The 24,128-nt window shown below is 64.2% G+C and carries 20 protein-coding genes; 9 read left to right on the top strand and 11 right to left on the bottom strand.

The annotated features are described in order from the left end of the window. Window positions 1-17 precede the first annotated feature (17 nt). A complete protein-coding gene (locus tag D7S86_RS10850) occupies window positions 18-1,481 on the top strand; it encodes a mechanosensitive ion channel family protein (RefSeq protein WP_121086287.1) in 1,464 nt (487 codons plus the stop codon). Window positions 1,482-1,755: 274 nt separating this feature from the next. Further along, the gene (locus D7S86_RS10845; RefSeq protein WP_121086285.1) at window positions 1,756-2,952 is read left to right on the top strand and encodes an ammonium transporter; all 1,197 of its coding nucleotides are present in this window, start codon (window positions 1,756-1,758) and stop codon (window positions 2,950-2,952) included. Between the two features lie 78 nt (window positions 2,953-3,030). On the opposite strand, the gene D7S86_RS10840 is transcribed toward D7S86_RS10845, so the two are convergent. Beyond that, window positions 3,031-3,738 (bottom strand): MgtC/SapB family protein, encoded by a 708-nt coding sequence (locus D7S86_RS10840; protein ID WP_121086283.1) that lies wholly within the window; start codon window positions 3,736-3,738, stop codon window positions 3,031-3,033. Between the two features lie 182 nt (window positions 3,739-3,920). Here D7S86_RS10840 and D7S86_RS10835 point away from each other — a divergent pair, with 182 nt between their 5' ends. Beyond that, window positions 3,921-5,051 carry a 3-deoxy-7-phosphoheptulonate synthase gene (locus D7S86_RS10835; protein ID WP_121086281.1) on the top strand — a complete coding sequence of 377 codons (1,131 nt, stop codon included), beginning with the start codon at window positions 3,921-3,923 and terminating at the stop codon, window positions 5,049-5,051. Window positions 5,052-5,097: 46 nt separating this feature from the next. Here the strand turns inward: D7S86_RS10835 and D7S86_RS10830 are convergent, their stop codons facing one another. The 5 genes from D7S86_RS10830 to D7S86_RS10810 all read right to left on the bottom strand — a co-directional run bounded on the left by D7S86_RS10830 (window position 5,098) and on the right by D7S86_RS10810 (window position 11,624). Continuing rightward, the gene (locus D7S86_RS10830) at window positions 5,098-7,083 is read right to left on the bottom strand and encodes a sigma-54-dependent Fis family transcriptional regulator (protein WP_121086279.1); all 1,986 of its coding nucleotides are present in this window, start codon (window positions 7,081-7,083) and stop codon (window positions 5,098-5,100) included. 156 nt (window positions 7,084-7,239) lie between these two features. Beyond that, complete coding sequence (locus D7S86_RS10825) at window positions 7,240-7,641, bottom strand: DUF779 domain-containing protein (RefSeq protein WP_121086277.1); 402 nt, start codon at window positions 7,639-7,641, stop codon at window positions 7,240-7,242. Between the two features lie 92 nt (window positions 7,642-7,733). Beyond that, window positions 7,734-9,254 carry an aldehyde dehydrogenase gene (gene adh / locus D7S86_RS10820; RefSeq protein ID WP_121086889.1) on the bottom strand — a complete coding sequence of 507 codons (1,521 nt, stop codon included), beginning with the start codon at window positions 9,252-9,254 and terminating at the stop codon, window positions 7,734-7,736. Window positions 9,255-9,615: 361 nt separating this feature from the next. Further along, complete coding sequence (locus tag D7S86_RS10815; RefSeq protein WP_121086275.1) at window positions 9,616-10,107, bottom strand: PH domain-containing protein; 492 nt, start codon at window positions 10,105-10,107, stop codon at window positions 9,616-9,618. A gap of 86 nt (window positions 10,108-10,193) precedes the next feature. Beyond that, window positions 10,194-11,624, bottom strand: a complete 1,431-nt coding sequence (locus tag D7S86_RS10810; protein WP_121086273.1) for an aminotransferase-like domain-containing protein — start codon at window positions 11,622-11,624, stop codon at window positions 10,194-10,196. Window positions 11,625-11,888: 264 nt separating this feature from the next. On the opposite strand from D7S86_RS10810, the gene D7S86_RS10805 reads away from it, so the two are divergent. Continuing rightward, window positions 11,889-13,094, top strand: a complete 1,206-nt coding sequence (locus D7S86_RS10805; RefSeq protein ID WP_121086271.1) for a molybdopterin molybdotransferase MoeA — start codon at window positions 11,889-11,891, stop codon at window positions 13,092-13,094. A 403-nt stretch (window positions 13,095-13,497) separates the two neighbouring features. Next, window positions 13,498-14,034 (top strand): DUF1993 domain-containing protein, encoded by a 537-nt coding sequence (locus D7S86_RS10800; protein WP_121086269.1) that lies wholly within the window; start codon window positions 13,498-13,500, stop codon window positions 14,032-14,034. A gap of 56 nt (window positions 14,035-14,090) precedes the next feature. Here D7S86_RS10800 and D7S86_RS10795 read toward each other — a convergent pair whose 3' ends face one another. After that, entirely contained in the window at window positions 14,091-14,579 is a 489-nt protein-coding gene (locus tag D7S86_RS10795; protein WP_121086267.1) for a MaoC family dehydratase, read from the bottom strand. Between the two features lie 432 nt (window positions 14,580-15,011). Between D7S86_RS10795 and ahpC the strand changes: the two genes are divergently transcribed. Together ahpC and ahpF are read left to right on the top strand one after the other, a co-directional pair. Then, complete coding sequence (gene ahpC / locus D7S86_RS10790; protein WP_121086265.1) at window positions 15,012-15,575, top strand: alkyl hydroperoxide reductase subunit C; 564 nt, start codon at window positions 15,012-15,014, stop codon at window positions 15,573-15,575. Between the two features lie 132 nt (window positions 15,576-15,707). Beyond that, on the top strand, window positions 15,708-17,297 hold the full coding sequence (ahpF, locus tag D7S86_RS10785) for an alkyl hydroperoxide reductase subunit F (RefSeq protein ID WP_121086263.1): 1,590 nt from the start codon (window positions 15,708-15,710) through the stop codon (window positions 17,295-17,297). Window positions 17,298-17,467: 170 nt separating this feature from the next. Here ahpF and D7S86_RS10780 read toward each other — a convergent pair whose 3' ends face one another. Next, the gene (locus tag D7S86_RS10780; RefSeq protein WP_121086887.1) at window positions 17,468-18,319 is read right to left on the bottom strand and encodes a LysR family transcriptional regulator; all 852 of its coding nucleotides are present in this window, start codon (window positions 18,317-18,319) and stop codon (window positions 17,468-17,470) included. A gap of 135 nt (window positions 18,320-18,454) precedes the next feature. On the opposite strand from D7S86_RS10780, the gene D7S86_RS10775 reads away from it, so the two are divergent. Both D7S86_RS10775 and D7S86_RS10770 read left to right on the top strand, forming a co-directional pair. Then, entirely contained in the window at window positions 18,455-19,843 is a 1,389-nt protein-coding gene (locus D7S86_RS10775; RefSeq protein ID WP_121086885.1) for a DHA2 family efflux MFS transporter permease subunit, read from the top strand. A 184-nt stretch (window positions 19,844-20,027) separates the two neighbouring features. Then, window positions 20,028-21,080: a Tim44 domain-containing protein gene (locus D7S86_RS10770; protein WP_121086261.1), complete on the top strand. Its 1,053-nt coding sequence runs from the start codon at window positions 20,028-20,030 to the stop codon at window positions 21,078-21,080. Window positions 21,081-21,238: 158 nt separating this feature from the next. Here the strand turns inward: D7S86_RS10770 and D7S86_RS10765 are convergent, their stop codons facing one another. The 3 genes from D7S86_RS10765 to D7S86_RS10750 form a co-directional block, all read right to left on the bottom strand. After that, window positions 21,239-22,717, bottom strand: coding sequence for a hypothetical protein (locus D7S86_RS10765; protein WP_147432293.1), 1,479 nt, complete (start codon window positions 22,715-22,717; stop codon window positions 21,239-21,241). Window positions 22,718-23,008: 291 nt separating this feature from the next. After that, window positions 23,009-23,539, bottom strand: a complete 531-nt coding sequence (locus D7S86_RS10755) for a chromate transporter (protein ID WP_121086255.1) — start codon at window positions 23,537-23,539, stop codon at window positions 23,009-23,011. Beyond that, on the bottom strand, window positions 23,536-24,102 hold the full coding sequence (locus D7S86_RS10750) for a chromate transporter (RefSeq protein ID WP_121086253.1): 567 nt from the start codon (window positions 24,100-24,102) through the stop codon (window positions 23,536-23,538). Before D7S86_RS10750 ends, D7S86_RS10755 begins: the two co-directional genes overlap by 4 nt. Between the last annotated feature and the right edge of the window lie 26 nt (window positions 24,103-24,128).

Raw genomic sequence — 24,128 nt, 5'->3', positions numbered from 1 at the left:
CTTCGTCAAACGCGCGCGTGGACCCGCTTCTTCTTGGATGTGCGATCGTCGCCGCCGATGTCGCGGGCTGGCGGCTGCTTTCGACGCGCCACCGGCTGCTCCAGCTCGGCGTGCGGCTCGTGCTCTTCGCGTTCTATACGTATGTGCTGTTTGCGAACGATATGTCGCCCATCGAAGGTCTGCCGATCGCGGGCCATCCGGTCAGGCAACTCGCCTCGCAGATCCTCGAAGTCGTCTGGTGGTTCCTCGGCGCGCGCGCGACGATCCTGACGCTCGACGTCGTGTTCATGAACCGGAGCTGGCATCAGGAACGGCTCTTTCAGGACGTGCTCGGCGCGATCGTGTTTCTCGCGGCGACGGTCGCCGCCGTCGCGTATGTGCTGCACTGGCCCGTGCGCGGCCTCATCGCGACATCGGGCGCGCTCGCGATCGTCATCGGTCTCGCGCTGCAAAGCACGCTGAGCGACCTGTTCTCGGGACTCGTGATCAACACGACGCAACCCTATCAGCCCGGCGACTGGATCTCGATCGATGACGTCGAGGGCACGGTCGTCGAAATGAACTGGCGCGCCACGCATCTGCTGACGGCGCGCGGCAATATCGTCGTGATCCCGAACAACGTCGCCGCGAAGGCCAAGATCTCGAACGTGAGCCGCCCGACCGAACTCAACGGCATCTCGGTCGTCGTCGAAGTGACGCCCGAAGCGCGCCCCGCGACGGTCATCGCCGCGCTCGAACTCGCGGTACGCGGCTGCCGGCTCGTGCTCGACACGCCCGCGCCCGCCGTCTGCGTCAAGCGGGCGGGCACGCACTCGATCGCCTACGAAATCACATGCTTCGTCGACGCGATGAGCAAGAAGCTCGAAGCGACGAATATGCTCTACGACCTCGCCCACCGACATCTCGGGGCGGCCGGCGTCGATCTGAGGCCGCTCGCGGTCCCCGCGCCCGTCGTGCCCGACCCGCCCGATGCGCGCATGCACGTGCTCTCGAAGATCGAGATGTTCGACACGCTCGGGCGCGAAGACCTCGAACAACTCGCGCGCCGTCTGTCGCGTCATGAATATGAAACGGACCAGATCGTCACGCTCGCGTCCGATGTCAGCCAAAAACTGCTGATCGTCGCCGCGGGCGTGCTCAGCGTGCGCGTGCCCGCGTTGGCCGGTGCGCCGCCGATGGAAATCGCGCGCCTCGGACCCGAGGAAGCGATCGGCGAATCGGGCGTGCTGTCGGGCGTGCCGATGACCGTCGATGTCGTGGCGATCACGCGCGTCGTGATTTTCGAACTCGACAAGGCCGATCTGACGCCGCTGCTCAAGAAGCGCCCTGAACTCGGCCATGCGATGTGCCGCGTGCTGTCGAAGCGCCAGCACTATCGCGAATTGTTCGTGCCGACGCCGGCCCCGGCCGAAGACACGGAGACCGGCGTGTTCCACTGGCTCCGCGAAGGCATGCGCAAGCTTCATGAATTGACCATCTAATGATGAATTGACCCGCCCTCTCGCGTCCCGCGCGCGGTCTCAATCGGTGCACCACCTTACCGTTTCATTTCATTGCACTCTTGATGTGCATTCGTGCGCTCAACATGTGCAGAGCAGATGCACCATTTCGCAATCCCCATGCGCCGCGATTTGACGTTTCCGCACCGCGTGAAAGCACGTCCCGCATGAGAATCGAGCATACGCGCCGAATTGGCGCGCGAAGCTGGCCCGCTTATTGCTTCATTTGCGGCCTTTCCATGCGCCAACTTCGATCATGCAGGCACTCCAATCAGGCTCGGATACTCTTTTTCTGCTTTTAGGCGCCATGATGGTGCTCGCGATGCATGCGGGCTTCGCGTTCCTGGAACTCGGCACGGTCCGTCACAAGAACCAGGTCAATGCGCTCGTCAAGATCCTCGTCGATTTCTCGGTCTCGACGATCGCGTATTTCTTCATCGGCTATACGCTCGCTTACGGCGTCGCGTTTTTCTCGCCGGCCGATCTGCTCGCCGAACACAACGGCTATGCGCTCGTTAAATTCTTCTTCCTGCTGACGTTCGCGGCCGCGATCCCGGCGATCGTGTCGGGCGGCATCGCCGAACGCACAAAATTCGCACCGCAGTTGTTCGCGACCTTCGTCATCGTCGGCTTTATCTATCCGCTGCTCGAAGGCGTCGTCTGGAACAACCGGTTCGGCATTCAGGATTGGATCGCGCATGTCAGCGGCGCGCCGTTCCATGATTTCGCGGGGTCGGTCGTCGTGCACGCGTTCGGCGGCTGGATCGCGTTGCCGGCCGTACTGCTGCTCGGCGCGCGTCATGGCCGCTATCACCACGGCCGCATCGCCGCGCATCCGCCGTCGAACATTCCGTTCCTCGCGCTCGGTGCGTGGGTGCTGACGGTCGGCTGGTTCGGCTTCAACGTCATGAGCGCGCAATCGATCGACAAGATCAGCGGCCTCGTCGCCGTCAATTCGTTGATGGCCCTCGTCGGCGGCACGCTTGCCGCATGGGTCGCGGGTCGCAACGATCCGGGCTTCACGTATAACGGCCCGCTCGCCGGGCTCGTCGCGGTCTGCGCGGGGTCGGACATCATGCATCCGATCGGCGCGCTCATCGTCGGCGCGATCGCGGGCGTGCTGTTCGTGCAGATGTTCACGTGCGTGCAGAACAAGTGGAAGATCGACGACGTGCTCGGCGTGTGGCCGCTGCATGGGCTGTGCGGCGCGTGGGGCGGCATCGCCGCGGGCATCTTCGGCCAGCCGATGTTCGGCGGAATCGGCGGTGTATCGTTCGTCGCGCAAGTGATCGGCACGCTCGGCTCGATCGCGCTCGCGCTCGTCGGCGGGTTTGCCGTCTACGGTGTGATCCGTGCCGCGGTCGGCCTGCGGCTCGATCGCGAGGAAGAATTCAATGGTGCGGATCTGTCGCTGCACCGGATTTCGTCGACGCCCGAACGCGAAACGGCCTGACGAACAGGCGACGGGCAATCGATCGGCGTGCGCATCGCCTGCCGATCGACGCGCGATGCCGGCGTACCCGGCATCCCTTCACTCGGGCGCGGGCTCGGCGGTCAAACCCGTCCAACCGACGCTCGACACCCCCTTCTCCATACTGAGCCGGCTCGCGATCTGCTCGAGCATGTGCTGGTATTTCGGATGCAACTGCAAGGTGGCCGTCACTTCAATGCGGGCGCCATCCTCGCCCAGATCGCGGCTCGACAGACTCTGAAACGACAACGGGCCCGATGCCATGGCATTGGCGAGCATCGCGCGCACGTGGACTTCGTCCTGTTCCCGACAGACCACGGTAAACACATACTCACGAATCAGATCGGCGCTATCGACAGGCGTCGTGTTGATGAAGCGACTCAGTTCGCGCAGCACGGTGTTGGTCACGAGGACAATCACGGTCCCCGAGACCGCGGGGACGAAATGCCCCGCACCGCAGAGCACGCCGACGGCCGCCGCGCACCAGAGTGTCGCCGCGGTATTGATGCCCTGAATCGAGCCCTTGTCGCGCATGATCACGCCGCCGCCGAGAAAGCCGACGCCCGACACGACATAGGCCGCGATCTGCGTGACGCCGGCCGTTCCGTTGCCCGTCAACACGCCTAGCGTGACGAACAGACAGGCGCCGCTCGCGACCAGCGTGATCGTGCGCAAGCCGGCCGTGCGCTGACGCATCTGTCGTTCGAGACCGATTGCGACGCCGCATGCAAACGCGGCGAACAGTCGAAAAAAGAAATCAAGCGTCATAAAACCGACTCAATCGTTGAGAGACCCGCGCGGCTCGATCGTCGAAGCCGAAGAAAGTCCGCGGATTGTGGACGTCGAGGCGGCGCAGCGTCAACTCGTAAGCCATGCCGTGCATCGCGTTTGCCCGCTTACAATGAGGCCGAGTCACATTCGGATCTCGAACACGCGAACAGGAGCGCGAGATGGGGCGTATCGATAACCCGCAACACGATCAGGAAGTCGGCAATACCGACATCACCGACATCACGCAGGACACGACGCGCATCGACGACGTCCGGATCGGCGCGGTTCGCCCGCTGATCTCGCCCGCGCTGCTGCAGGACGAACTGCCCGTGCCGTCAGGCGTTCAGGCGCTCGTCGAACGCACGCGCGCCGACATCGCCGACATCCTGCATGGGCGCGACGACCGGCTCCTCGCGATCGTCGGACCATGCTCGATCCACGATCACGACCAGGCGATCGAATACGCGCATCACCTCAAACGCACGGCCGACGCGCTGCGCGACGATCTGTTGATCGTCATGCGCGTCTATTTCGAAAAACCGCGCACGACGGTCGGGTGGAAGGGCTATATCAACGATCCGCGTCTGGACGGCAGCTTCCGCATCAACGAGGGGCTGCGCCGCGCGCGCGAGTTGCTGCTCGACATCAACGAACTGGGGCTGCCGACGGCGACCGAGTTCCTCGATCTGCTGAGCCCGCAATACATCGCCGACCTGATCGCATGGGGCGCGATCGGCGCGCGAACGACCGAGAGCCAGAGCCACCGTCAACTCGCTTCAGGGCTGAGCTGCCCGATCGGCTTCAAGAACGGCACCGACGGCGGCGTGCAGATCGCGGCCGACGCGATCGTCGCGGCGCGCGCGAGCCATGCGTTCATGGGCATGACGAAGATGGGCATGGCCGCGATCTTCGAGACGCGCGGCAATCAGGATGCCCACGTGATCCTGCGCGGCGGCAAGAAGGGACCGAACTACGATCATGCCGCCATCGAGGACAGTGCCGACGTGTTGCGCAAAGCCGGGCTGCGCGAACACTTGATGGTCGATTGCTCGCATGCGAACTCGGGCAAATCGCATCTGCGCCAGCTCGACGTCGCGCGCGACCTGGCCGATCAATTGAAACAGGGCGAGACACGCATCATCGGCGTCATGATCGAAAGCCATCTCGACGAAGGCCGCCAGGATCTGAAGCCCGGTATCCCGCTCAAGCGCGGCGTATCGATTACCGATGCGTGTCTGAGCTGGGTACAGACCGAGCCCGCCCTACAGGAACTCGCCGCGGCGACGCGCGCGCGACGCAGCCGAACATAACGTTTTCGATCGGGCTCGATAGGCGGACGCGTCTCGCGCGATCCGCTTAAATCTCGCGTTCGCGCTTCATGCTCCGATACAGCGTGCCGCGCGAGACGCCGAGCATCCGCGCGGCGGCTGACACATTGCCCGCGCACGCGGCAAGCGCCGCCGCGACCGTCGACGACGTGACGTCGCTCAGGCGCACGGGCGCTACACCGTTTGCAAGCGCGGGCGCGCTTGACGCGCGCGGCACGACATCGCGCCAACGTACCGCATCCTGCTTGACCAACGGCGCATCGAGAAAATCGGCCGGCAGATGCTCGATGCCGATCGTCGACTCGTGCGTATCGAGCATCGCGCACGCCGCACGCAAGACATTCACGAGTTGCCGCAAATTGCCGGGCCACGGATGCGCGCGGAACAATGCCAGCGCCTTGGCATCGATCGACAACGGCCGATCGACGACACGCTCGGTGCGAAGCAGCGCCTCGATGATGGCCTCGATGTCGGTGCGCTCTCGCAGCGCCGGCAGCGACACGAAGAGTCCGTTGATCCGGTAGTAGAGATCTTCACGAAACGTCCCGCGCGCCACCATCTCGCGCAGATTGCGGTGCGTCGCGCAGATCAAAGTGAAATCGACGGGCCGCGCCTTATTGCTGCCGAGCGGAACGACGACATGCGTTTCGAGCACGCCGAGCAACCGTGTTTGAAGCGCATACGGCATATCGCCGATCTCGTCGAGAAACAGCGTCCCGCGATGGGCTTCGGCGATCTTGCCGAGACGCCCGCCGCGCGCCGCGCCCGTAAACGCGCCCTCGGCATAGCCGAACAACTCGGCTTCGATCAGCGTGTCGGGAATCGCGCCGCAGTTGACGCCAATCCATGGACCGTCGGCGCGCGGCGAATCGAGATGAATCGCATGCGCGAGCCGGTCTTTTCCGGTCCCCGTTTCGCCGCCGATCAGGATCGGAATCGGCTTGCCGATGACCTTGCGCACGCGGCCGAGCACGGCCGAGACCGCGGCGTCGCCGGTATCGAGCAACGACACCTGTGAAGCGCGCGGCGCGGGCATGGTCGGCACACGTTCCGGCACGACGGCATCGCGCACGCGTTCCGGCATCGCCACACCAAGCGCCACGCTGCCCGCACGCCGAAATTCGACGTGGGCTCGCACGCGCACGCCGCTATGCAGCATGAGTTCGATGCCGCTGTTCGCGGCGCCGGCCGAACAGATGCGATCGATGAGCTCGCCGCTCGACGTCGTGAACAACGACGACAGCGTATGCGCGCGCAACGACGCGAGCGGCAGACCCAATTGGAATTGGGCGCTCCGGTTCGCGGACAGAAACGAACCGTCGGCGCGGAACGCCGCGATGCCTTCCATCAACGTGCCGATGAATTCGGGCCGGCTATGAAAATGAATACGCAGCGCCTGCGTAAAGGTGCTCGCAAACAGATGGTTTTCGATCATCTGCGCCGACATCTTCGCGAGCGCCATCGTATGCCGATGGTGACTGCGGCAATCGCCCGTCACATCGAGCACGCCGAGCAACGCGCCGTAGGGATCGAGGATCGGCACGCTCGAACACGCGAGAAAGTGATTCGCACGCAGGAAATGCTGCTTACCGTAGACCGTCGTCGGCTGTGCCTCGGCCAGCGTCGTGCCGATTGCGTTCGTGCCTTGCTGGCGTTCGGACCAGTTCGCGCCCGCGCGCAATGCGACCTTTTCGGCGCGGCGCAAGAAATCGTCGTCGCCGAGCGAATGCAGGATCAGGCCGTCGACGTCGGTCAGCACGACCATGCTGTGCGTGTTGGCGATCTGCCCGTAGAGCGTTTCCATGACGGGCAACGCGTGCGTGCAGAGCACGCGGTTCTGGTCGATGCGCAACGCGAGTTCGGGTGCGCCGACGAGACTGTAGTCGGGAGTCATCGACTCCGACAGGCCGAACTCGACCGAGCGATCGCGCGACTTCTGGATCATGTCCGCAAGCCGGGCGTCAGGGTGAGCATGCGTGCGCGCATCGCGCACGATCGGCGGATGACTGGCCATTGTCTCCTCCCATCCCGCTCATGATGAACACGTCGCGTGTTCGACCGTCGGGTGAGTGTGAGTCGCAATGTACCACTCGGCGCGCCCCCTGTCGGCTGTTTTGTCGGTCCGCCGAGCCCGTCGGTCGCTTTGACCGCCGGGCGCATCGCAGCAACGCTAGCCGGCATGTTCGACCGGATGTTTTTCAAGCCAGCTCGACTCGGCATCGTCGTAGAGCCGCGAGCGCGTCAGAAAGCGCAGTCCGGTCGGACGTTCGAGCGAGAACATGCCGCCGTTGCCAGGTACCGCATCGATGATCAGTTGCGTGTGCTCCCAGTATTCGAATTGGGACTCGCTCATATAGAACGGCGCCCCGCCAATCTCGCCGAGATGCACGTCTGCGTTGCCGACCATGAATTCGCCGGCCGGAAAACACATCGGCGCGCTGCCGTCGCAGCATCCGCCCGACTGATGAAACATCACGGGTCCGTGCTCGGCGACGAGACGCTCGATCAAGGAAATGGCCTCCGGCGTCGCGATGACGCGCTGCACACGATGCGGGTCGTCTGAATCGGTCATGAGTTCAATTGTCCGAAGTGAAGCTGTACGGAAAAGGTGAAACGTCGTGCGGCGCGGCACACACCGTGCCGCGCCGCCGCACGTCCTGCCGATCAGAAGAAGCCCAGTGCCTTGTCGCTGTAGCTGACGAGCAGGTTCTTCGTCTGTTGATAATGATCGAGCATCATCTTGTGGTTCTCGCGACCGATGCCCGACTGCTTGTAACCGCCGAACGCCGCATGCGCGGGATACGCGTGATAGCAGTTCGTCCAGACGCGGCCCGCCTGGATTTCGCGGCCGAAACGATAGGCGCGCGTACCGTCGCGCGTCCAGACGCCGGCGCCCAGGCCATAGAGCGTGTCGTTCGCGATTTCAAGCGCCTCTTCCTCGGTTTTAAACGTCGTGACCGAGACGACCGGCCCGAAGATTTCTTCCTGGAAGATCCGCATCTTGTTGTTCCCGCGGAAGACGGTCGGCTTCACGTAATAGCCCTTGCTGAGCTCGCCGTCGAGCGCATTGCGTTCGCCGCCTATCAGGCACTGCGCGCCCTCCTTCTTGCCGAGGTCGAGATACGACACGATCTTTTCGAGCTGCTCCTGCGACGCTTGCGCGCCGATCATCGTCTGCTGATCGAGCGGGTGACCTTGGCGAATCGCGGCGACGCGCTTGAGCGCGCGCTCCATGAAGCGGTCGTAAATCTTTTCCTCGATCAACGCGCGCGACGGACACGTACAGACTTCGCCCTGGTTCAGCGCGAACATCGTGAATCCTTCGAGCGCCTTGTCGAAGAAGCTGTCGTCGCGATCCATCACATCGGCGAAGAAGATGTTCGGGCTCTTGCCGCCGAGTTCGAGCGTCACCGGGATGATGTTCTGGCTTGCGTACTGCATGATCAGCCGACCCGTGGTCGTTTCGCCGGTAAACGCGATCTTCGCGATGCGCTTGTTCGACGCGAGCGGCTTGCCGGCTTCGAGCCCGAATCCGTTGACGACATTGACGACGCCGGCCGGAATCAGGTCTTCGACGAGTTCGAGCAGCACGAGGATCGACGCGGGCGTCTGTTCGGCCGGTTTGAGTACCACGCAATTGCCTGCCGCGAGCGCGGGCGCGAGTTTCCACGTCGCCATAAGGATCGGGAAATTCCACGGGATGATCTGCCCGACGACGCCCAGCGGCTCATGAAAGTGATACGCCACGGTGTCATGATCGATCTCCGAGATGCCCCCTTCCTGCGCGCGCGCCGCGCTCGCGAAATAGCGGAAGTGATCGATCGCGAGCGGGATATCGGCGGCCATCGTTTCGCGCAGCGGCTTGCCGTTGTCGATCGACTCCGCGACGGCGAGCCGTTGCAGATTGGCCTCCATGCGGTCCGCGATCTTGTAGAGCAGGTTCGCGCGATCGGCCACCGACGTGCGGCCCCATGCGGCCTTCGCCTTGTGCGCCGCGTCGAGCGCGAGTTCGATATCTGCTTCGCGCGAGCGCGGAATCGACGTAAACGGCTCGCCGGTGATCGGCGACACGTTGTCGAAATATTCATTGCCGACAGGTTGAACCCACTTGCCGCCAATGAAATTGCCGTATTGCTTCTTGAACGGGAATTCGGTCGTCAGGAACTGCATCTCTGCATGGTTCATCTGCGTGCTCCTCGCATCTCTTTTCGAATGGGCCGCGGCACGGGGCGCGCCGCGGCATTCGAAGCTATAGCGAGTTGCGTTCCACGCACGCCGCGCGACGCTCAGGCCCGCCAGTCCACGTTCGACGCCGCTCGACATCCGACTCGGGGGATCGATCGGCCGCGCACAGGTGTTCCATTTCGGAACAGCGTCCGGACAAGTGTCGCGCAGTGGGACAGCACGGAGGAACAGGGATACGGCGCGGATTTTGGCGCCGCGAAGGGTTGCGAGGTACCACGAAGCGCGACGAAGCGTCATGACGCGCCGCTACGCCGCTCGGCAAGCCTCACGTCTCAAACGATCGGGGACACCCGCATGCGGGTCACGCCGCCTCGACGAGCGCCGCCGCGGCGTCGGCCGCGCGGCAGGCGCTCACGAGCCCCATCAGTTGCTCGCCGATGCGATCCGCGCCGCGGATGCCGGGCAAACGCCGCACGCGATGCCGCGCGTCGTCGGTTTCGAGCATGATCGTCGCGGTCCCGAACACGCGCTGCCACCAGGGATCCACGACGGACACATGGCGAATCCGCGCGATATCGAGGTAAGACGCGCGCTTGCGCCACCAGCCCTGGCTCCACGTAATGCGCCGCGAATCGATGACGATCTCGGTCGACGCGGTCCGCCAAAACGGCAAGCCGACCCCGACGAGCACGGCAAGCGATTGAACGAGTACGAGCCGCCATTGAAGCGGGAAGTAGGCCGCGGCGCACAGATGCACGGCCGCGACGGCGGCGATGACCACGCCGCCCTTGATGAGCGCGGGCAGATTGATGATCTGCGACGGCGCCCCATTGAAAATGACCTCGTTGGCCATCGGGCTCACCTACGTTGACACGGCGCACCCCGGGCAGGAAAAGCCGGACGGCGCCGATATGCCGGTCAGTATAGCGTTTGCGGCACTCAATCCGGGGGCCGCGCCGCGTCAGGCAACAAACGCGCGATCGTCATGACAGCCTGCTCGATCGGTTTCGACCACGCATAGCTGTAGTTGAGCCGGATATGGTTCCGGTACGCATGCTTGCGTGCCGAGAACATATAGCCGGGCCCGATCGTGATCCGATGGTCGAGCGCGCGCTGGTAGAGCGTCATCGAATCGATCTCGCGCGCGAGTTCGACCCAGAGTACATACCCGCCGAGCGGCTCCGTGGTCCGCGTGCCCTCGGGAAAGAAGCGCTCGACGGCCGAACGCATGATGCTCGCCTGCTGCGCGAACGCCTTGCGAAGCTTGCGCAGGTGGCGATCGAAACCGTCGTGCTGGAGATATTCGGCGATCGCGATCTGCGGGATCGACGGCGTCGCGAGCGTGTTGAGGAACTTGAATTTCTCGACGCGCTCCCGATAGCGGCCCGCGATGGCCCAGCCGATTCGCTGCGCCGTCGTCAGCGTCTTCGAGAACGACGCGCAGTGGAGCACGAGGCCTTTCCGGTCGAACGACTTGAGCGTCGACGGATGCGCGTCGCCGTAATAGAGCTCGTTATAGACGCCGTTTTCGATGCACGGGATCTCGTGCTTCGCGAGCAAGTCGACGAGCGCGCGCTTGCGTTCGTCCGACATCCGGAACCCCAGCGGATTCTGGAAGTTCGGCATGACCATGCATGCCGCGATCCGCTGTTCGCCGACGATCTTCTCCAGCGCCGCGAGATCGATGCCGTCGCGCGGATGCGTCGCGACCTCGATCGCGCGCATGCCCATACGCTCGATCGCGTGGAGCATCGCGTAGAACGTCGGCGATTCGACCGCGATCGTGTCGCCCGGCTTGGCGACGGCCTGCAGACACAGATTGATCGCCTCGGTCGCGCCGACCGTCACGATGATTTCATCGGGATCCACGCTTTGGCCGTGCTCGAGATAGCGTCGCGCGATCTGACGGATCAGTTCGGGATTGCCGGGCGGCAAATCGTCGATGACGCTCGAATACGGACGGCGCCGCGCGACAGCATGCACATGATGGTTCAAACGCGGGATCGAAAACAGCGACGGGTCGGGATACGGCGAGCCGAGCGGCACCGCATCGTTGAGCCGGATCGAGCGCAGCGTCGACAGCACGAGCCGGCTCACGTCGACTTCCGCCGACACCGGAATCGGCCGCGACGACTGGAGTTCGGCCGCGACCGGCTGCCCGGCGCGCCGCCGCACGAAGTAGCCGGACTGCGGACGGCTTTCGATAATGCCCTGGCTTTCGAGCCACATATAGGCGCGCAGGACCGTCGAGATGCTGACCTTCTGATGCTGGCTCGTCTGACGCACGGACGGAATCCGCTCGCCCGCGAGCAGGACGCCCGCGTCGATGCGGCCTTCGATCTCGCGCGCAAGCTTTTCGTAGAGTTTCAAAACCGGCTTCTCCGTGCGGTCAGATGCCGCTGCCGCGCGAACCCTTGTGTACCGCGCGCTCCAGGTCGATAAACGGGGGCAGTATAGGGGACCTTCGCCCAGACCTTTGCCAGGGTCTCGAACGAAACCCTCGCCCGGCGCCTCGAACAGAGCCCCGCCGACGCGCCGGCGTCCCCGGCGAGACGCGCCGAGTCGCCATCGACGGCCATTGCCCTGCGCGCGCCGCTCCGATACCCTCGCGGGCGTGCTTCCGACTCTGTTCTCATGCTCGATTTCGATCTCGCCCAGCAGCGCCTCGTCGAGGACGCACCGCTCATCACGCGCACCGAGCGCGTGTCGCTCGCGCAGGCACGGGGCCGCGTGCTCGCACAGACCGTCGTCGCGGGCGTCGATCTGCCGCCCGGCGACAACAGCGCCATGGACGGCTACGCGCTGCGCTACATCGACTACGCGGACGCGCGCGCGATGCCGATCCAGCAGCGCTGCTATGCGGGCGATGCGCCGGCGCCGCTGATCGCCGGGCAGGCGACGCGCGTGTTCACTGGCAGCCTTGTGCCCGCCGGCGCGGACACGGTCGTCATGCAGGAGCACGCCGTCGAGCGCGACGGCCAGGTGACGTTCACCGAAGCGCCGCGCAACGGCCAACACGTGCGCCTGCGCGGCGAAGACATCCGGACCGGACAGGTGCTGCTTCGCGCAGGCACGCTGATCGGTCCCGCTCATATCGCGCTGATCGCATCGCAGGGGCTGGCGAGCGTCGAGGTCTTCGAACGGCTGCGCGTGGGCATCCTGACCACCGGCGACGAACTCGTCGCACCGGGCGAGCCGCGCACCGCACAGCAGATCTATAACTCGAACGCGGCCATGCTTGCCGCGCTCGTCGAGGGCATGGGCGCGCAGGTCGCGCACCTCATGCACGCGCGCGATACGGAAACCGCGCTGCGTGACGCGTTCGCGTCGCTGATCGCCGGGTGCGACCTCGTGCTCAGCGTGGGCGGCGTATCCGTCGGCGATCGCGACCTCGTCAAGCCCGTGCTCGAATCGCTCGGCGGCAATCTCGCGCTCTGGAAAGTCCGCATGAAACCCGGCAAACCGATGGCGCTCGCGCGCGTCGGCGGCAAACCGGTCGTTTGTCTGCCGGGCAATCCCGGCTCGGTGTTCGCCGTATTCGTCGTCATGGTCACGCCGTTGATCCGGCGCATGCAGGCGCGCGACACCGTGTTCCCCATCGTCTCGAACCTCCCGCTCCGAACGGCGCGCACGCTCGACGAAAGCCGCGAGGTATTCCTGCGCGTGGCGTACCAGCTCGACACACACGGTGCGGGAGAGCTGATTCCGTACGGAAGTCAGGGCGCCGGCAACATCGGCACGATGATCGGCGCGAGCGGACTTGCGCGTCTCGCCGCGGGCGTGCCGATCGCCGATCGCGATCTCGTGGCCTATTACGACCTCGAACGCTGGCTCGCCTAGCTTGCAAGCGCGCACACGTGTCGCGCGCAAATCGCCGATTTGTGCTAATACCGTTCCATTCGCCGTTTGTTAAAGAAATTAATATTCGGCGCATTTTCGCCAGGCCCCGGAATTAAAAGGGAAAATCGGCTGGCGCGAAACTGACCAAACATTAAACAAAGTTTCATCTTCGCGACGTTCAACGACACTTCTCAACGTCGATTCCAGTCGCATAATGCTGATCACCTGCTGACGGCTCGCACGAAACCATGCCGGGATTGTTTGCTTTTCCGAAACAGTGAAACCGGCGATTTCGAGTTTATCCAGGTGAATTCTGCTTCTATAGTAGGTACTGATTAATTGCGCACCTGACAAATAGCATTCAAAAGCGTGGGTGCGTATATGACCGAATCGGATCTGCAAAATGTCCCTATCGATGTATCAGGCGTCTGTCCCTGTTTTTGTGCGTGGACTCGATAATCTTGCCGTGTTGCTCGATCAGGCCGAGGAATTCGCGGCCGTCCGGCAGATTCACCCTTCCGTATTGATCGAAGCGCGGCTTTTCCCCGATATGTTTCCGCTCGCGCGGCAAGTCCAGCTTGCGAGCGATGCGGCGCGCCGTGCGGTCGCGCGTCTGGCGGGTATCAAAGCGCCGGTTTTCGAGGATATTGAGGTCACGTTCGCCGATTTACACGAACGTATTGCGCGCACGCGCGAATTTCTCGATGAAATCGGCGCCTGGCGCGTCGACGGCAGCGAATCGCGCGAGTTCGCGGTCAAGGTCGGTGGGCAGGAGACGGCATTTACGGGGCTCAGCTATCTGCTTTCGTTCGCGTTGCCGAACTTCTTTTTCCACGTGACGACCGCCTACGACATCCTGCGTCACAACGGCGTGCCGGTCGGCAAGGCTGACTATCTGGGCCGCTTCGACGAGCATTTCGCGCTCGCGATCGCGTCGTAAAGCGCGAACGGATCGGCCCGCGGCTACGCCCCGCGGCGACCGATCCGCATTCGCGATCAGGACTTCTGGCTCGTCTGGGCCGACGCCTGCGCTTCGGAAGCCTCGCGCGTGAACGCGATGAGTTTCGCGACGAAGCGCTGCACGATCTCTCCCGCCTGATTGAACGTTTCCGACGTCGTCGTCACGACGCCCTGGCCGGGCTTGGACTGCGAATGACGGATGTCGGTGATCGTCGTCACGACATGGAGACGATCGCCGGGCCGGGTCGGACGCGGCCACGTGATCTCGCCGCCGAGCCCGATCGAGCCGCCCGCCACGGGCACGCCGCCTTGCGTGAGCAGTCGCATCGTGACGGCTGCCGTATGCCATCCGCTGGCGGCAAGTCCACCGAACAGCGACGAACGCGCGGCTTCTTCGTCGAGATGAAACGGCTGCGGATCGAATTCGCCCGCGAAACGCTTGATGTCGGCGACCGTCATCTCGTGCTCTTCCGACGTGTATTGCATGCCGACCGACATCTCGTCGAGATACAGCTTCTTTCTCATGCCTCTCCTCCTGGTGAATATTTGACAACTTATGGGCGGCGCCTACCGGGTCCGCGTGTCGAAGCGGCGACAGCGCCGTGACGCGTGCATGATCGGCTCGCGCAGCGCGAGTCGCCCGTGCGGCGGGTTCCGTTTCACTCCGATATCGCCGAGAATATCGCTTCCCTGCGGAATGCGCGCGAGGCGCGGCCGCCGCGCCTCGCGCCGCGTGTCCGGAATGTGGGAACGTCGCGTTCGAACGACCTCCGTTGCATCGCAACGAGACGTCGCCGACGGCGCCCGCGAAATCCCCCGAAAGCCCCGCCGGACAAGCCTCGGGGACCTCATAGCGTATGCCAATCGTCGGCATTGAATTAAGCGATTTCTCAGCCGAGTTCAATACAGAGATACTGGCAGCGCTGCTCAACATTTCCAACCAAGCAAGGACTCTAGATGTCGATCATCAATTCCCAAGTCAAACCGTTCAAGGCAACCGCTTATCACAACGGCAACTTCGTGCAAGTGAGCGAAGCGGATCTGAAGGGCAAGTGGTCGGTGGTGGTGTTCTACCCGGCGGACTTCACCTTCGTGTGCCCGACCGAACTCGGCGACCTGGCGGATTACTACGACGAGTTCAAGAAGCTCGGCGTTGAAATCTACGGCGTCTCGACCGACACGCACTTCACGCACAAGGCGTGGCACGACACGTCGGACACGATCAAGAAGGTCAACTACCCGCTCGTCGGCGACCCGACGGCGACGCTGGCTCGCAACTTCGACGTGCTGATCGAAGAAGAAGGCCTGGCGCTGCGCGGCACGTTCGTGATCAATCCGGAAGGTGAGATCAAGCTGTGCGAAATCCACGACAACGGCATCGGCCGTGACGCCAGCGAACTGCTGCGCAAGGTGCAGGCTGCGCAATACGTCGCATCGCACCCGGGCGAAGTGTGCCCCGCGAAGTGGACGCCGGGCGCAGAAACGCTCGCACCGTCGCTGGACCTCGTCGGCAAGATCTAAGCGGCATGCCGCTGGCGGGGCACCGGCATCGGCCGCGCCCCGCTGACATCCCCTGTTGCACCCATCGGGGCGCGGCATCTGTGTGCCCCGAAGTCTCTCTTTCACGCTCGACACGTTACGGACGCAAACATCATGCTGGATGCCAATCTCAAGACCCAATTGAAGACCTACCTCGAAAAGGTCACGCAGCCGATCGAGATTGTCGCGTCCATCGACGACACGCCGAAGTCGCGTGAGATGGCCGAACTGCTCAACGAGATCACGGCGCTGTCGGATCGCATCACGCTCATCGAGCGACGCGACGACGAACATCGCAAGCCCTCGTTTTCGCTGAACCGCCCGGGCCAGGATATCGGCATCCGTTTTGCCGGCATCCCGATGGGCCATGAATTCACGTCGCTCGTCCTCGCATTGCTGCAGGTCGGCGGCCATCCGATCAAGCTCGAAGACGACGTCGTCGAGGCGATCAAGAACCTCGATGCGGACTACGCGTTCGAGACGTATATCTCGCTGTCGTGCCAGAACTGCCCTGAAGTCGTGCAGGCGCTCAACGTGATGTCGCTGATCAATCCGCGCATCCGTCACGTCATGATCGACGGCTCGCTGTATCAGGATGAAGTCAAGCAACGCGAAATCATGGCGGTGCCGACGGTCTATATGAACGGCCAGGTGTTCGGTCAGGGCCGCACGGGCGTCAAGGAAATTCTCGCGAAGCTCGACAGCAATGCCGGCGCGCGCAAGGCGAAGGAACTCGACGCGAAGGACGCATTCGACGTGCTGATCGTCGGCGGCGGCCCGGCAGGCGCGGCCGCGGCGATCTATGCGGCACGCAAGGGCATCCGCACGGGCGTCGTCGCCGAGCGTTTCGGCGGCCAGGTGCTCGATACGCTCGCGATCGAGAACTTCGTGTCGGTCAAGGAAACCGAAGGCCCGCAGTTCGCGACGGCGCTCGAACAGCACGTCAAGCAATACGACGTCGACATCATGGATGTCGAACGCGCGACCGAACTCGTACCGGGCGCCAAGCACATCGAGATCAAGCTCGCGAACGGCGCGACGCTCAAGAGCAAGACCATCGTGCTCGCGACAGGCGCGCGCTGGCGCGAGATCAACGTGCCCGGCGAGCGCGAATACCGGAACCACGGTGTCGCGTACTGCCCGCATTGCGACGGTCCGCTGTTCAAGGGCAAGCGCGTCGCGGTCATCGGCGGCGGCAATTCGGGCGTCGAGGCTGCGATCGATCTCGCGGGTATCGTGAGTCACGTGACGCTGCTCGAATTCGCGCCCGATTTGCGTGCCGACGCCGTGCTGCAGCGCAAGCTCTATAGCCTCAAGAACGTCGACGTAATCACGCAAGCACAGACGACCGAAGTCCAGGGCGACGGCAAGAAGGTCACGGGTCTCAGCTACAAGGACCGCAAGACCGACGAGATCAAGCATGTCGCGCTCGAAGGCGTGTTCGTGCAGATCGGTCTCGTGCCGAACACCGAGTGGCTCAAGGGCACGGTCGCGCTGTCGAAGCACGGCGAGATCGAAGTCGATGCGAAGGGCCAAACGTCGGTGCCCGGCGTATTCGCGGCCGGCGACGTGACGACCGTGCCGTACAAGCAGATCGTCATCGCGGTCGGCGAAGGGGCGAAGGCGGCGCTCAGCGCGTTCGACCACCTGATCCGGACGTCGATCGACGAGCCGGCGACGACCGAAGCGGCTGTCACGGCGTAAGGTCGCCGATCGTCTAGGCCTCAGGCTTCAAACACGACAACGCGCGGTCAAACCCGCGCGTTGTTTTTTGCGCTTTCCGCTTTTAGCCATCGGCATAGCCTCAGCCCTAACATCGGGCTCGGCCTTCACCCTCGCACCTAGTCCTCGCCTTCGCACTTAGCCCCTAGCCCCTAACCCGCGCTACGTAAGTCGCTCTGCTGAAGAATGTCGAGCAAGGTCTGAGCGGGTTTGCTTAATCGCCGCGCGCGTAGAAAGACGAATTCAACTTCGGGCAGCGCAGGCAGGCTCGATACATTGACGGGCGAATCGATACCCGGCGCGGTCAGAAACGCCGGCTGCGCCGTGATGCCGAGACCGCCGCGCGCGGCCGCGATACAGCCTGTGTGACTGCTGCTCGTACAGATCACGCGCCACGGCAGACCGCCCGCCGCCACCGCGTTGAGCGTCAATGAACGTGTCATGCTCGGCTCGGGAAGCAAGAGCAGCGGCAACGGTTGCTTGATGTCGATGACGGTGCCCGTTTTGCCGAGCCACTTGAGCGGCTCGCGAAACAACGTGACGCCCGCCGGCCCCGATGGCCGCCGCTTGCCGATCAGCAGATCGAGCGCATCCTGGTCGAGCTTCGCGTAGAGGTCGGCGGTCTTGCCGATCGTGATTTCGAGGTCGACGTCGGGGTGCATGTCGCGGAACGCCGCGAGCGCGCGCGGCAAAGGCCCGAGCACGAGATCGTCCGAAGTGCCGAAACGCACGCGGCCGCGCAGCCGCGGGCCCTTGAATTGCGATTCGGCACGCGCATGCGCTTCGAGAATCAGCCGCGCATGCACGAGCAGACTTTCGCCGTCGGCCGTTAGCGCGACAGAGTGCGTATCGCGAACAAACAGACGGCGACCGATATTCTCCTCGAGTCGACGGATATGTTCGCTGACGCTCGATTGCGTGAGTCCGAGCCGCCGTGCCGCATCGGTAAAGCTTCGCGACGCGGCGACGGTCGAGAACGTCTGGATCCAGACAGGGTTGAGCATCGTCAGATTCGCGCGCGGCGCTGGCGTCCGATCCACGCCGCGTACGGGACTCCGGATGGTGATCGGCATTGCCGATCACAGTCAAAGGGTTCAGCGGACTTCCCAATAATAGGCGTGTTTCCTATCATTGCGCAGATGAACAAGCATTCGCACACCGCCCTGCTGTGGATCGTCGCGGCGGGGTTTTTCATGCAGGCCCTCGACACGACGATCGTCAATACCGCGCTGCCGAACATGGCGGTCGCGTTCCATGTCAGCGCCCTCGACATGCGGCCCGTCGTCGTCGCCTATGCGCTCGTGATGGCGATGCTGACCCCCGCATCGGGCTGGCTCGCCGACAAGTTCGGCACACGCCGCGTCTACTTCACGGCGATTCTGATTTTCGTGCTGGGATCGCTGTTCTGCGCGCTCGCGCACCGGCTCGACGAACTCGTCATCGCGCGCGTGATACAAGGCATCGGCGGGTCGATGCTGATGCCGATCGGACGCCTCGCGCTGCTGCGCAGCGTGTCGAGCGAGGAATACATCGGCGCGCTCGCGTTCGTCTCGATCGCGGGACAACTCGGTCCGATGCTCGGTCCCGTACTCGGCGGCTGGTTTGTCGAAGCGATCAGTTGGCACTGGATCTTCCTGATCAACCTTCCGATCGGCGCGCTCGGCCTGTACGCGGTCCACCGGTTCCTGCCCGCGGGATCGCCGGCCGAGATACACCCATTCGATTTCGTCGGCTTTACGCTGCTGTCGGTCAGCATGGCGAGCGTCTCGCTCGCGCTCGACTGTCCCGTCGACACGCATCGCACGATCATCAGCAGCGCGCTTTTCGCGGTGTTCTTGCTGACCGTGGGGCTCTATATCGTCCATGCGCAGCGCCGCCGCGGCCCCTTGTTCGAACTCGCGCTGTTCCGCGAGCGCAATTTCAGCGTCGGACTCGTCGGCAATCTCGTCGCCCGCGTGGGCAGCAGCGCGTTGCCGTTCCTGCTCCCGTTGTTGCTGCAGGTCCAGCTCGGCTATACCCCCTTGCAATCGGGCCTGTTCATGCTGCCGATCGCGCTCGTCGGCACGGTGGCGAAGCGCTGGGTCACCCCGCTGATCCAGCGCTATGGCTACGAGACGTTTCTGCTCGTCAACACGCTGATCGTCGGCGCTTCGATTGCCTCATGCGCGTTGATCTCGACGCACTGGCCGCTCGCACTCGCGGTTATTCAGCTCGCGATTTTCGGCGCATCGAATTCGATGCAGTTCGCCGCGATGAACAGCGTGACGCTCAAAGGCCTGACACCGGCTCAGGCCGGCAGCGGCAACAGCCTGTTCTCGATGATCCAGATGCTTGCGATGAGCCTCGGCGTCACGATCGGCGGAAGCCTCGTCGGAGTGTTCGCGCATCTGTTCGGCACGACCGCCGTCGGCTATCGGCTCGCATTCGCCTGCGTCGGCACGATCACGCTGTTGTCGGCCGGCATCTTCCGGTATCTCGACGCGCCGCGCGTCCGTCCGATGCGTGCCCCCGAGCCGGTCCGCAGTTAAGCACGCGCGCGACGATTCCCCGCGCACCCTAGCATTCATTGACGAAGCAATAATTCGTTTGTCTCGAATCGACGGAACGCGCGGCGCGGACATCCGTCAAACGATCACGCCTTACATATCGTAAGATTCGTGTCGGCCATCCATTCTGGCGACGCGCATTCTCTTGCCCCCAAAAGGAATCGTGATGCCTGCCTTCGTTGTTCGTCTCTTTCGTCGCGCTCGTGCCGGTGACGGCAAAAAGCTCGCGGCCCTGAGCGCCGCCGCCGTGCTCGCGATCAGCGCACTCGTGCCGTTCGAAGTGGAAGCCAAACGGATGGGCGGCAGCCGCAGCATCGGCCGCCAGACGCAAATGGCGCCGACGCCGGCGCAATCGCCGTCCGCCGCGCCGGCGTCACCCGGCCAGGCGCAACGCGCGCAGCAAACGCCGCCCACGCAGCAAAATGCGACACCCGCCGCAGGTTCGCCCGCGGCGGCGCAGCCGGCCGCGGCGCGTCCCGGCAATCGCTGGCTCGGACCGCTCGCGGGTCTCGCGGCCGGCCTGGGTCTCGGCGCACTGCTCTCGCACTTCGGCCTCGGCGAAGGACTCGCTCAGATGCTGTCGAATCTGATGCTTGCCGGCGTCATCGTGTTTGCCGCGGTCGCGCTGTTCCGATGGATCGCGCGCAAGCGCCGCCCCGATCTCGCGTACCCGCAAGGCAGCGGCACGATGCGGCAGATGGATTCGACGCAAGGCGTCTTGGACGCGTCGCCGCGCTTCGCATCCGCGACGTCGCAATCAGGCACGAACGGCGCAAGCGCCGCATACGACGCGTCTCCGGCCCTCGCATCCCCTTCGCTTCGCCGCGCCGAGCCCATCGGGTCGGTTCCTCCGGGCTTCGACGGCGAAAGCTTCGTGCGCACGGCCAAGGTCGCGTTCGTGCGACTCCAGGCCGCCTGGGACCATGCCGATCAGGGCGATATCTACGCATTCACGACACCCGAGATGTTCGCCGAGATCAAGATGGATCTCGAAGCGCGCGGCAAGCAGCCGAATCGGACCGATGTCGTCGAGCTCAATGGCCATCTGCTCGGTGTCGAAACGCACGGCAGCGAGGAGCTTGCAAGCGTGCGCTTCGAAGGATTGATGCGCGAAGCCGAGGATGAGGCCGCGAAACCGTTCGAGGAGGTCTGGAACTTCGTGAGGGACGCGCGTCGCGACGACACGTGGCGTCTCGGAGGTATCCAGCAGATCCGTTGACGCGGATCCGCGGCCCCGCGCGCGATCGCGCGCGGGAACGGTTCGCCGGACACGCAGCCGGACTCATCGTGATCGATAGCGCCAGGGCAATCTGATCCGGGCCGATCTCATCTTGATCGATCGCTCCCGATCGATCGCGGCCCGGCGCGTCGCGCCGCTCAGGCCGTCGCGTACGTCGGTTGCGTGACGAACGTGCCGAGGCTGCCGTCGGGTCGTGCGTACAGCGTCGAACCATAACCGCCGTCGTCGAGGATCTGAAGCGAGATCGTCAACGAGAAGCCGATTTCAACGGACAGCGACGTGCCGCTCGACGACGTCGTCGAGCCGGCCGCATCCGATGTATCGGATGCATCGGCGCCGCTTGCCGCGCCGGTATCGGTCGTCGCCGACGCTGCCCCGCTTGCCGCATCCGCCTCGCTCGTGCCGTCGGCCAAGGCCGCCGCGCCCGACGCGCCGCTCGAATTCGCCGAGCCGCTCGCGTCGGTCGCGTTCGAGCCGGACGACTGACGCGCCGCATCGAGAATCGCTTCGAGCTGCTTTTGCATGTCCTGCGTGGTCAACAGCGTTTTCTTCGCCACAGTGTTGAGCATCCCCAGCACCGCGTCCGCTTCCTGCTTCGCAGCCGATTCGATCGCCGCGAGCGTCGCCGCATTGTCCGCACCGCTGCTCTGACCGTCGGCGCCGCCCTGACCGCCCTGCTGAGATTGACTGCTGTCCGTCTGGCTCGACGCACTTGCGCGCACCAACACGGCTTCGGTCAACGCCGACTCGGAGATCGAGCTCGACTCCGACTCCTGGAGCGGCGAACTCGCGCTCGATGCGCTCGAACCCGAAGCGCCGCCGTTCTGGGCCGCGTTGGGCAGTGCATTCTCCATCGCCTGCAACGCCGCCTGCGTCGCTTGACTGAAACTCGCGAAAGCCGGCGTGCCCGCCGACGCGCCGAGCGCGCCCGCGGACAATGCGAGGCCGCCCGACGTGCCGGCGCCGCTCGGAATATCGACGATGACGATCGGACTCGACGGCGCGGTCCCCGTCCCTTGTACTTCGCCCGTGTACTGAGCGGTCGATACGGTCTGCGACGTCAGCGACACATTGAGCTGGCCGGTCGCGTCGACACTGATGTTCAACGAACCCGAAAGCTCCGTCTGCGTCACCGTATTCGCGGTCCATGTGCCGTTCGCGCCATATGCACCCGACGCGGACACAGATGACGACGTGATCGAATCGAAGCCTGCCGACAGGCTCAACGGATCGCCGTTCGTGAGTTCCTGCGTCAACGATTGCGTGGCTTGCGTCGCCTGGTCCTGGGTGAACCCGTACTGCATGAATAGCGCGTTGAGCGCGGCGGCGAGTTGATCGCTCGCGCCCGAGTTGACTTCGAGCTTGCCCGTCGTCGGATCGACCGACGTCGCCTGATCGAGGGCCTGCGCGAAGCCGACCGCGAACTGCCCCGCCGACGTCGAGGCCGACACGCCGGACAGATTGCTGCTCAACGAAACCGAAGCCGAGCCGCTCGAAGACGATACGAGGCTCAGGTCGAGCTCGCTGACGTCGTCGAATCCCGATGCCGTCGTCGTGTTGTTCGAGTATTGCGTGGCCGTCGTTGAAGGCGCGATGGCGCCGAGCGTGCTGCTCATGGAACTCCCGTCAGGTCGCGGATCGGATCGGGTCTACCGGCACGCCGGGTCGGCGTGCCGCGGCTAGCCGCGTAGCTAGTTCCCGCATAACTAGTTCCGTTAACGGCGCCTTGTATTACGACTTGAGTAATTTACGCAAATCGGCGGGAATTCAGAAAGATCCGACCCTTTGAACCCGAATAGTGAGCAGAACGCGCACAGATCCCGTTGACGGGCCTGGCCCCATCGAACGGCGTGTGGCGCCGAATCGCGCACACGGCACTAGCGCTCGCGCGGGCGCGCGATGCGTGATCACCCTTGCCCGAAGCCCGTGAGCCCGATCAGACTGCCCGCGAGCAGAAGCCAGAGCGGATGAATCCGCGTGCGCACCGTCAGCACCGCGCAGACGCCCGTGATGACCCACGACACCGCATGCAGATCCGCCGACTTCGCGATAAGCGCCGCGCTCGCGGCGACAAGACCGACCGTCACGGGCACGAGACCGGCCTGAACCGCGCGCCGCCATGGCCGATCCTTGAATCGCTCCCACGCGTGGAGCACGAGCATCGTGATGATCGACGACGGACCCATCTTGGCAACGGTCGTCACCAGAAGGCCTTGCCATCCCGCGACGTGCCAGCCGATCAACGGCACCACCATGAGATTGGGGCCTGGCGCGGCCTGCGCGAGCGCGTAAAGCGCGCTGAATTCCTGACCCGACATCCAGTGATGGACGTCGACGACCTGACGATGCATCTCGGGCAACGTCGTGTTGCCGCCGCCGAACGCGAGCAGCGACAGTTCGCCGAAGATCAGCGCGAGCGCAATGAGGGTTGGGATCATCGCGCCGTCCTCACCGCGACGGCGATGCTCAACGGCGTGAGCACGAGCATCGTGACGACCAGGGGCGCGCGCAGCACCGCGATGGCGACGAAGCCGAGCACGGCAATCGCGATGGCGGCGGGCTTGCCCTTCAAAGGCAGCGCGACCTTGATCGCCATCGCGACGAGCAAACCCGCGGCGGCGGCAGCCAGGCCCGCAAACAGATGCTGGACGCGCGGATCGTTCTGCGTGCGTTCATAGAGCACGCCGAGCGCGACGACGATCGCCGTCGGTCCGCCGATCAGACCGAGCAGCGCGGCGAGCGCGCCCGCGACACCGCGGAATCGCATGCCGATCGCGACCGATAGATTGATCACGTTCCCGCCGGGCAGGAATTGGCACAGGCCCAGCAGTTCGGTGAATTCGTCGGACGTGAGCCAACGACGCTGTTCGACGATCGTGCGGCGCGCGAGCGGCATGGCGCCGCCAAACGCCATCAACCCCAAACCGAGAAATCCGGTGAACAGATCGCGCAAACGAATCGGTGCGCGGCTCGAGGAAGACGTATCCGAGGCGTTATCCATGAAAAACCTTCCGCATTCGATGGCCC

Origin of the sequence: Pararobbsia silviterrae, from assembly GCF_003628125.1 — a bacterium.
GTDB lineage: Bacteria > Pseudomonadota > Gammaproteobacteria > Burkholderiales > Burkholderiaceae > Pararobbsia > Pararobbsia silviterrae.
The sequence above is the reverse complement of the archived record's forward strand: the minus strand, read 5'-3'. Positions and strand labels throughout refer to the sequence as shown.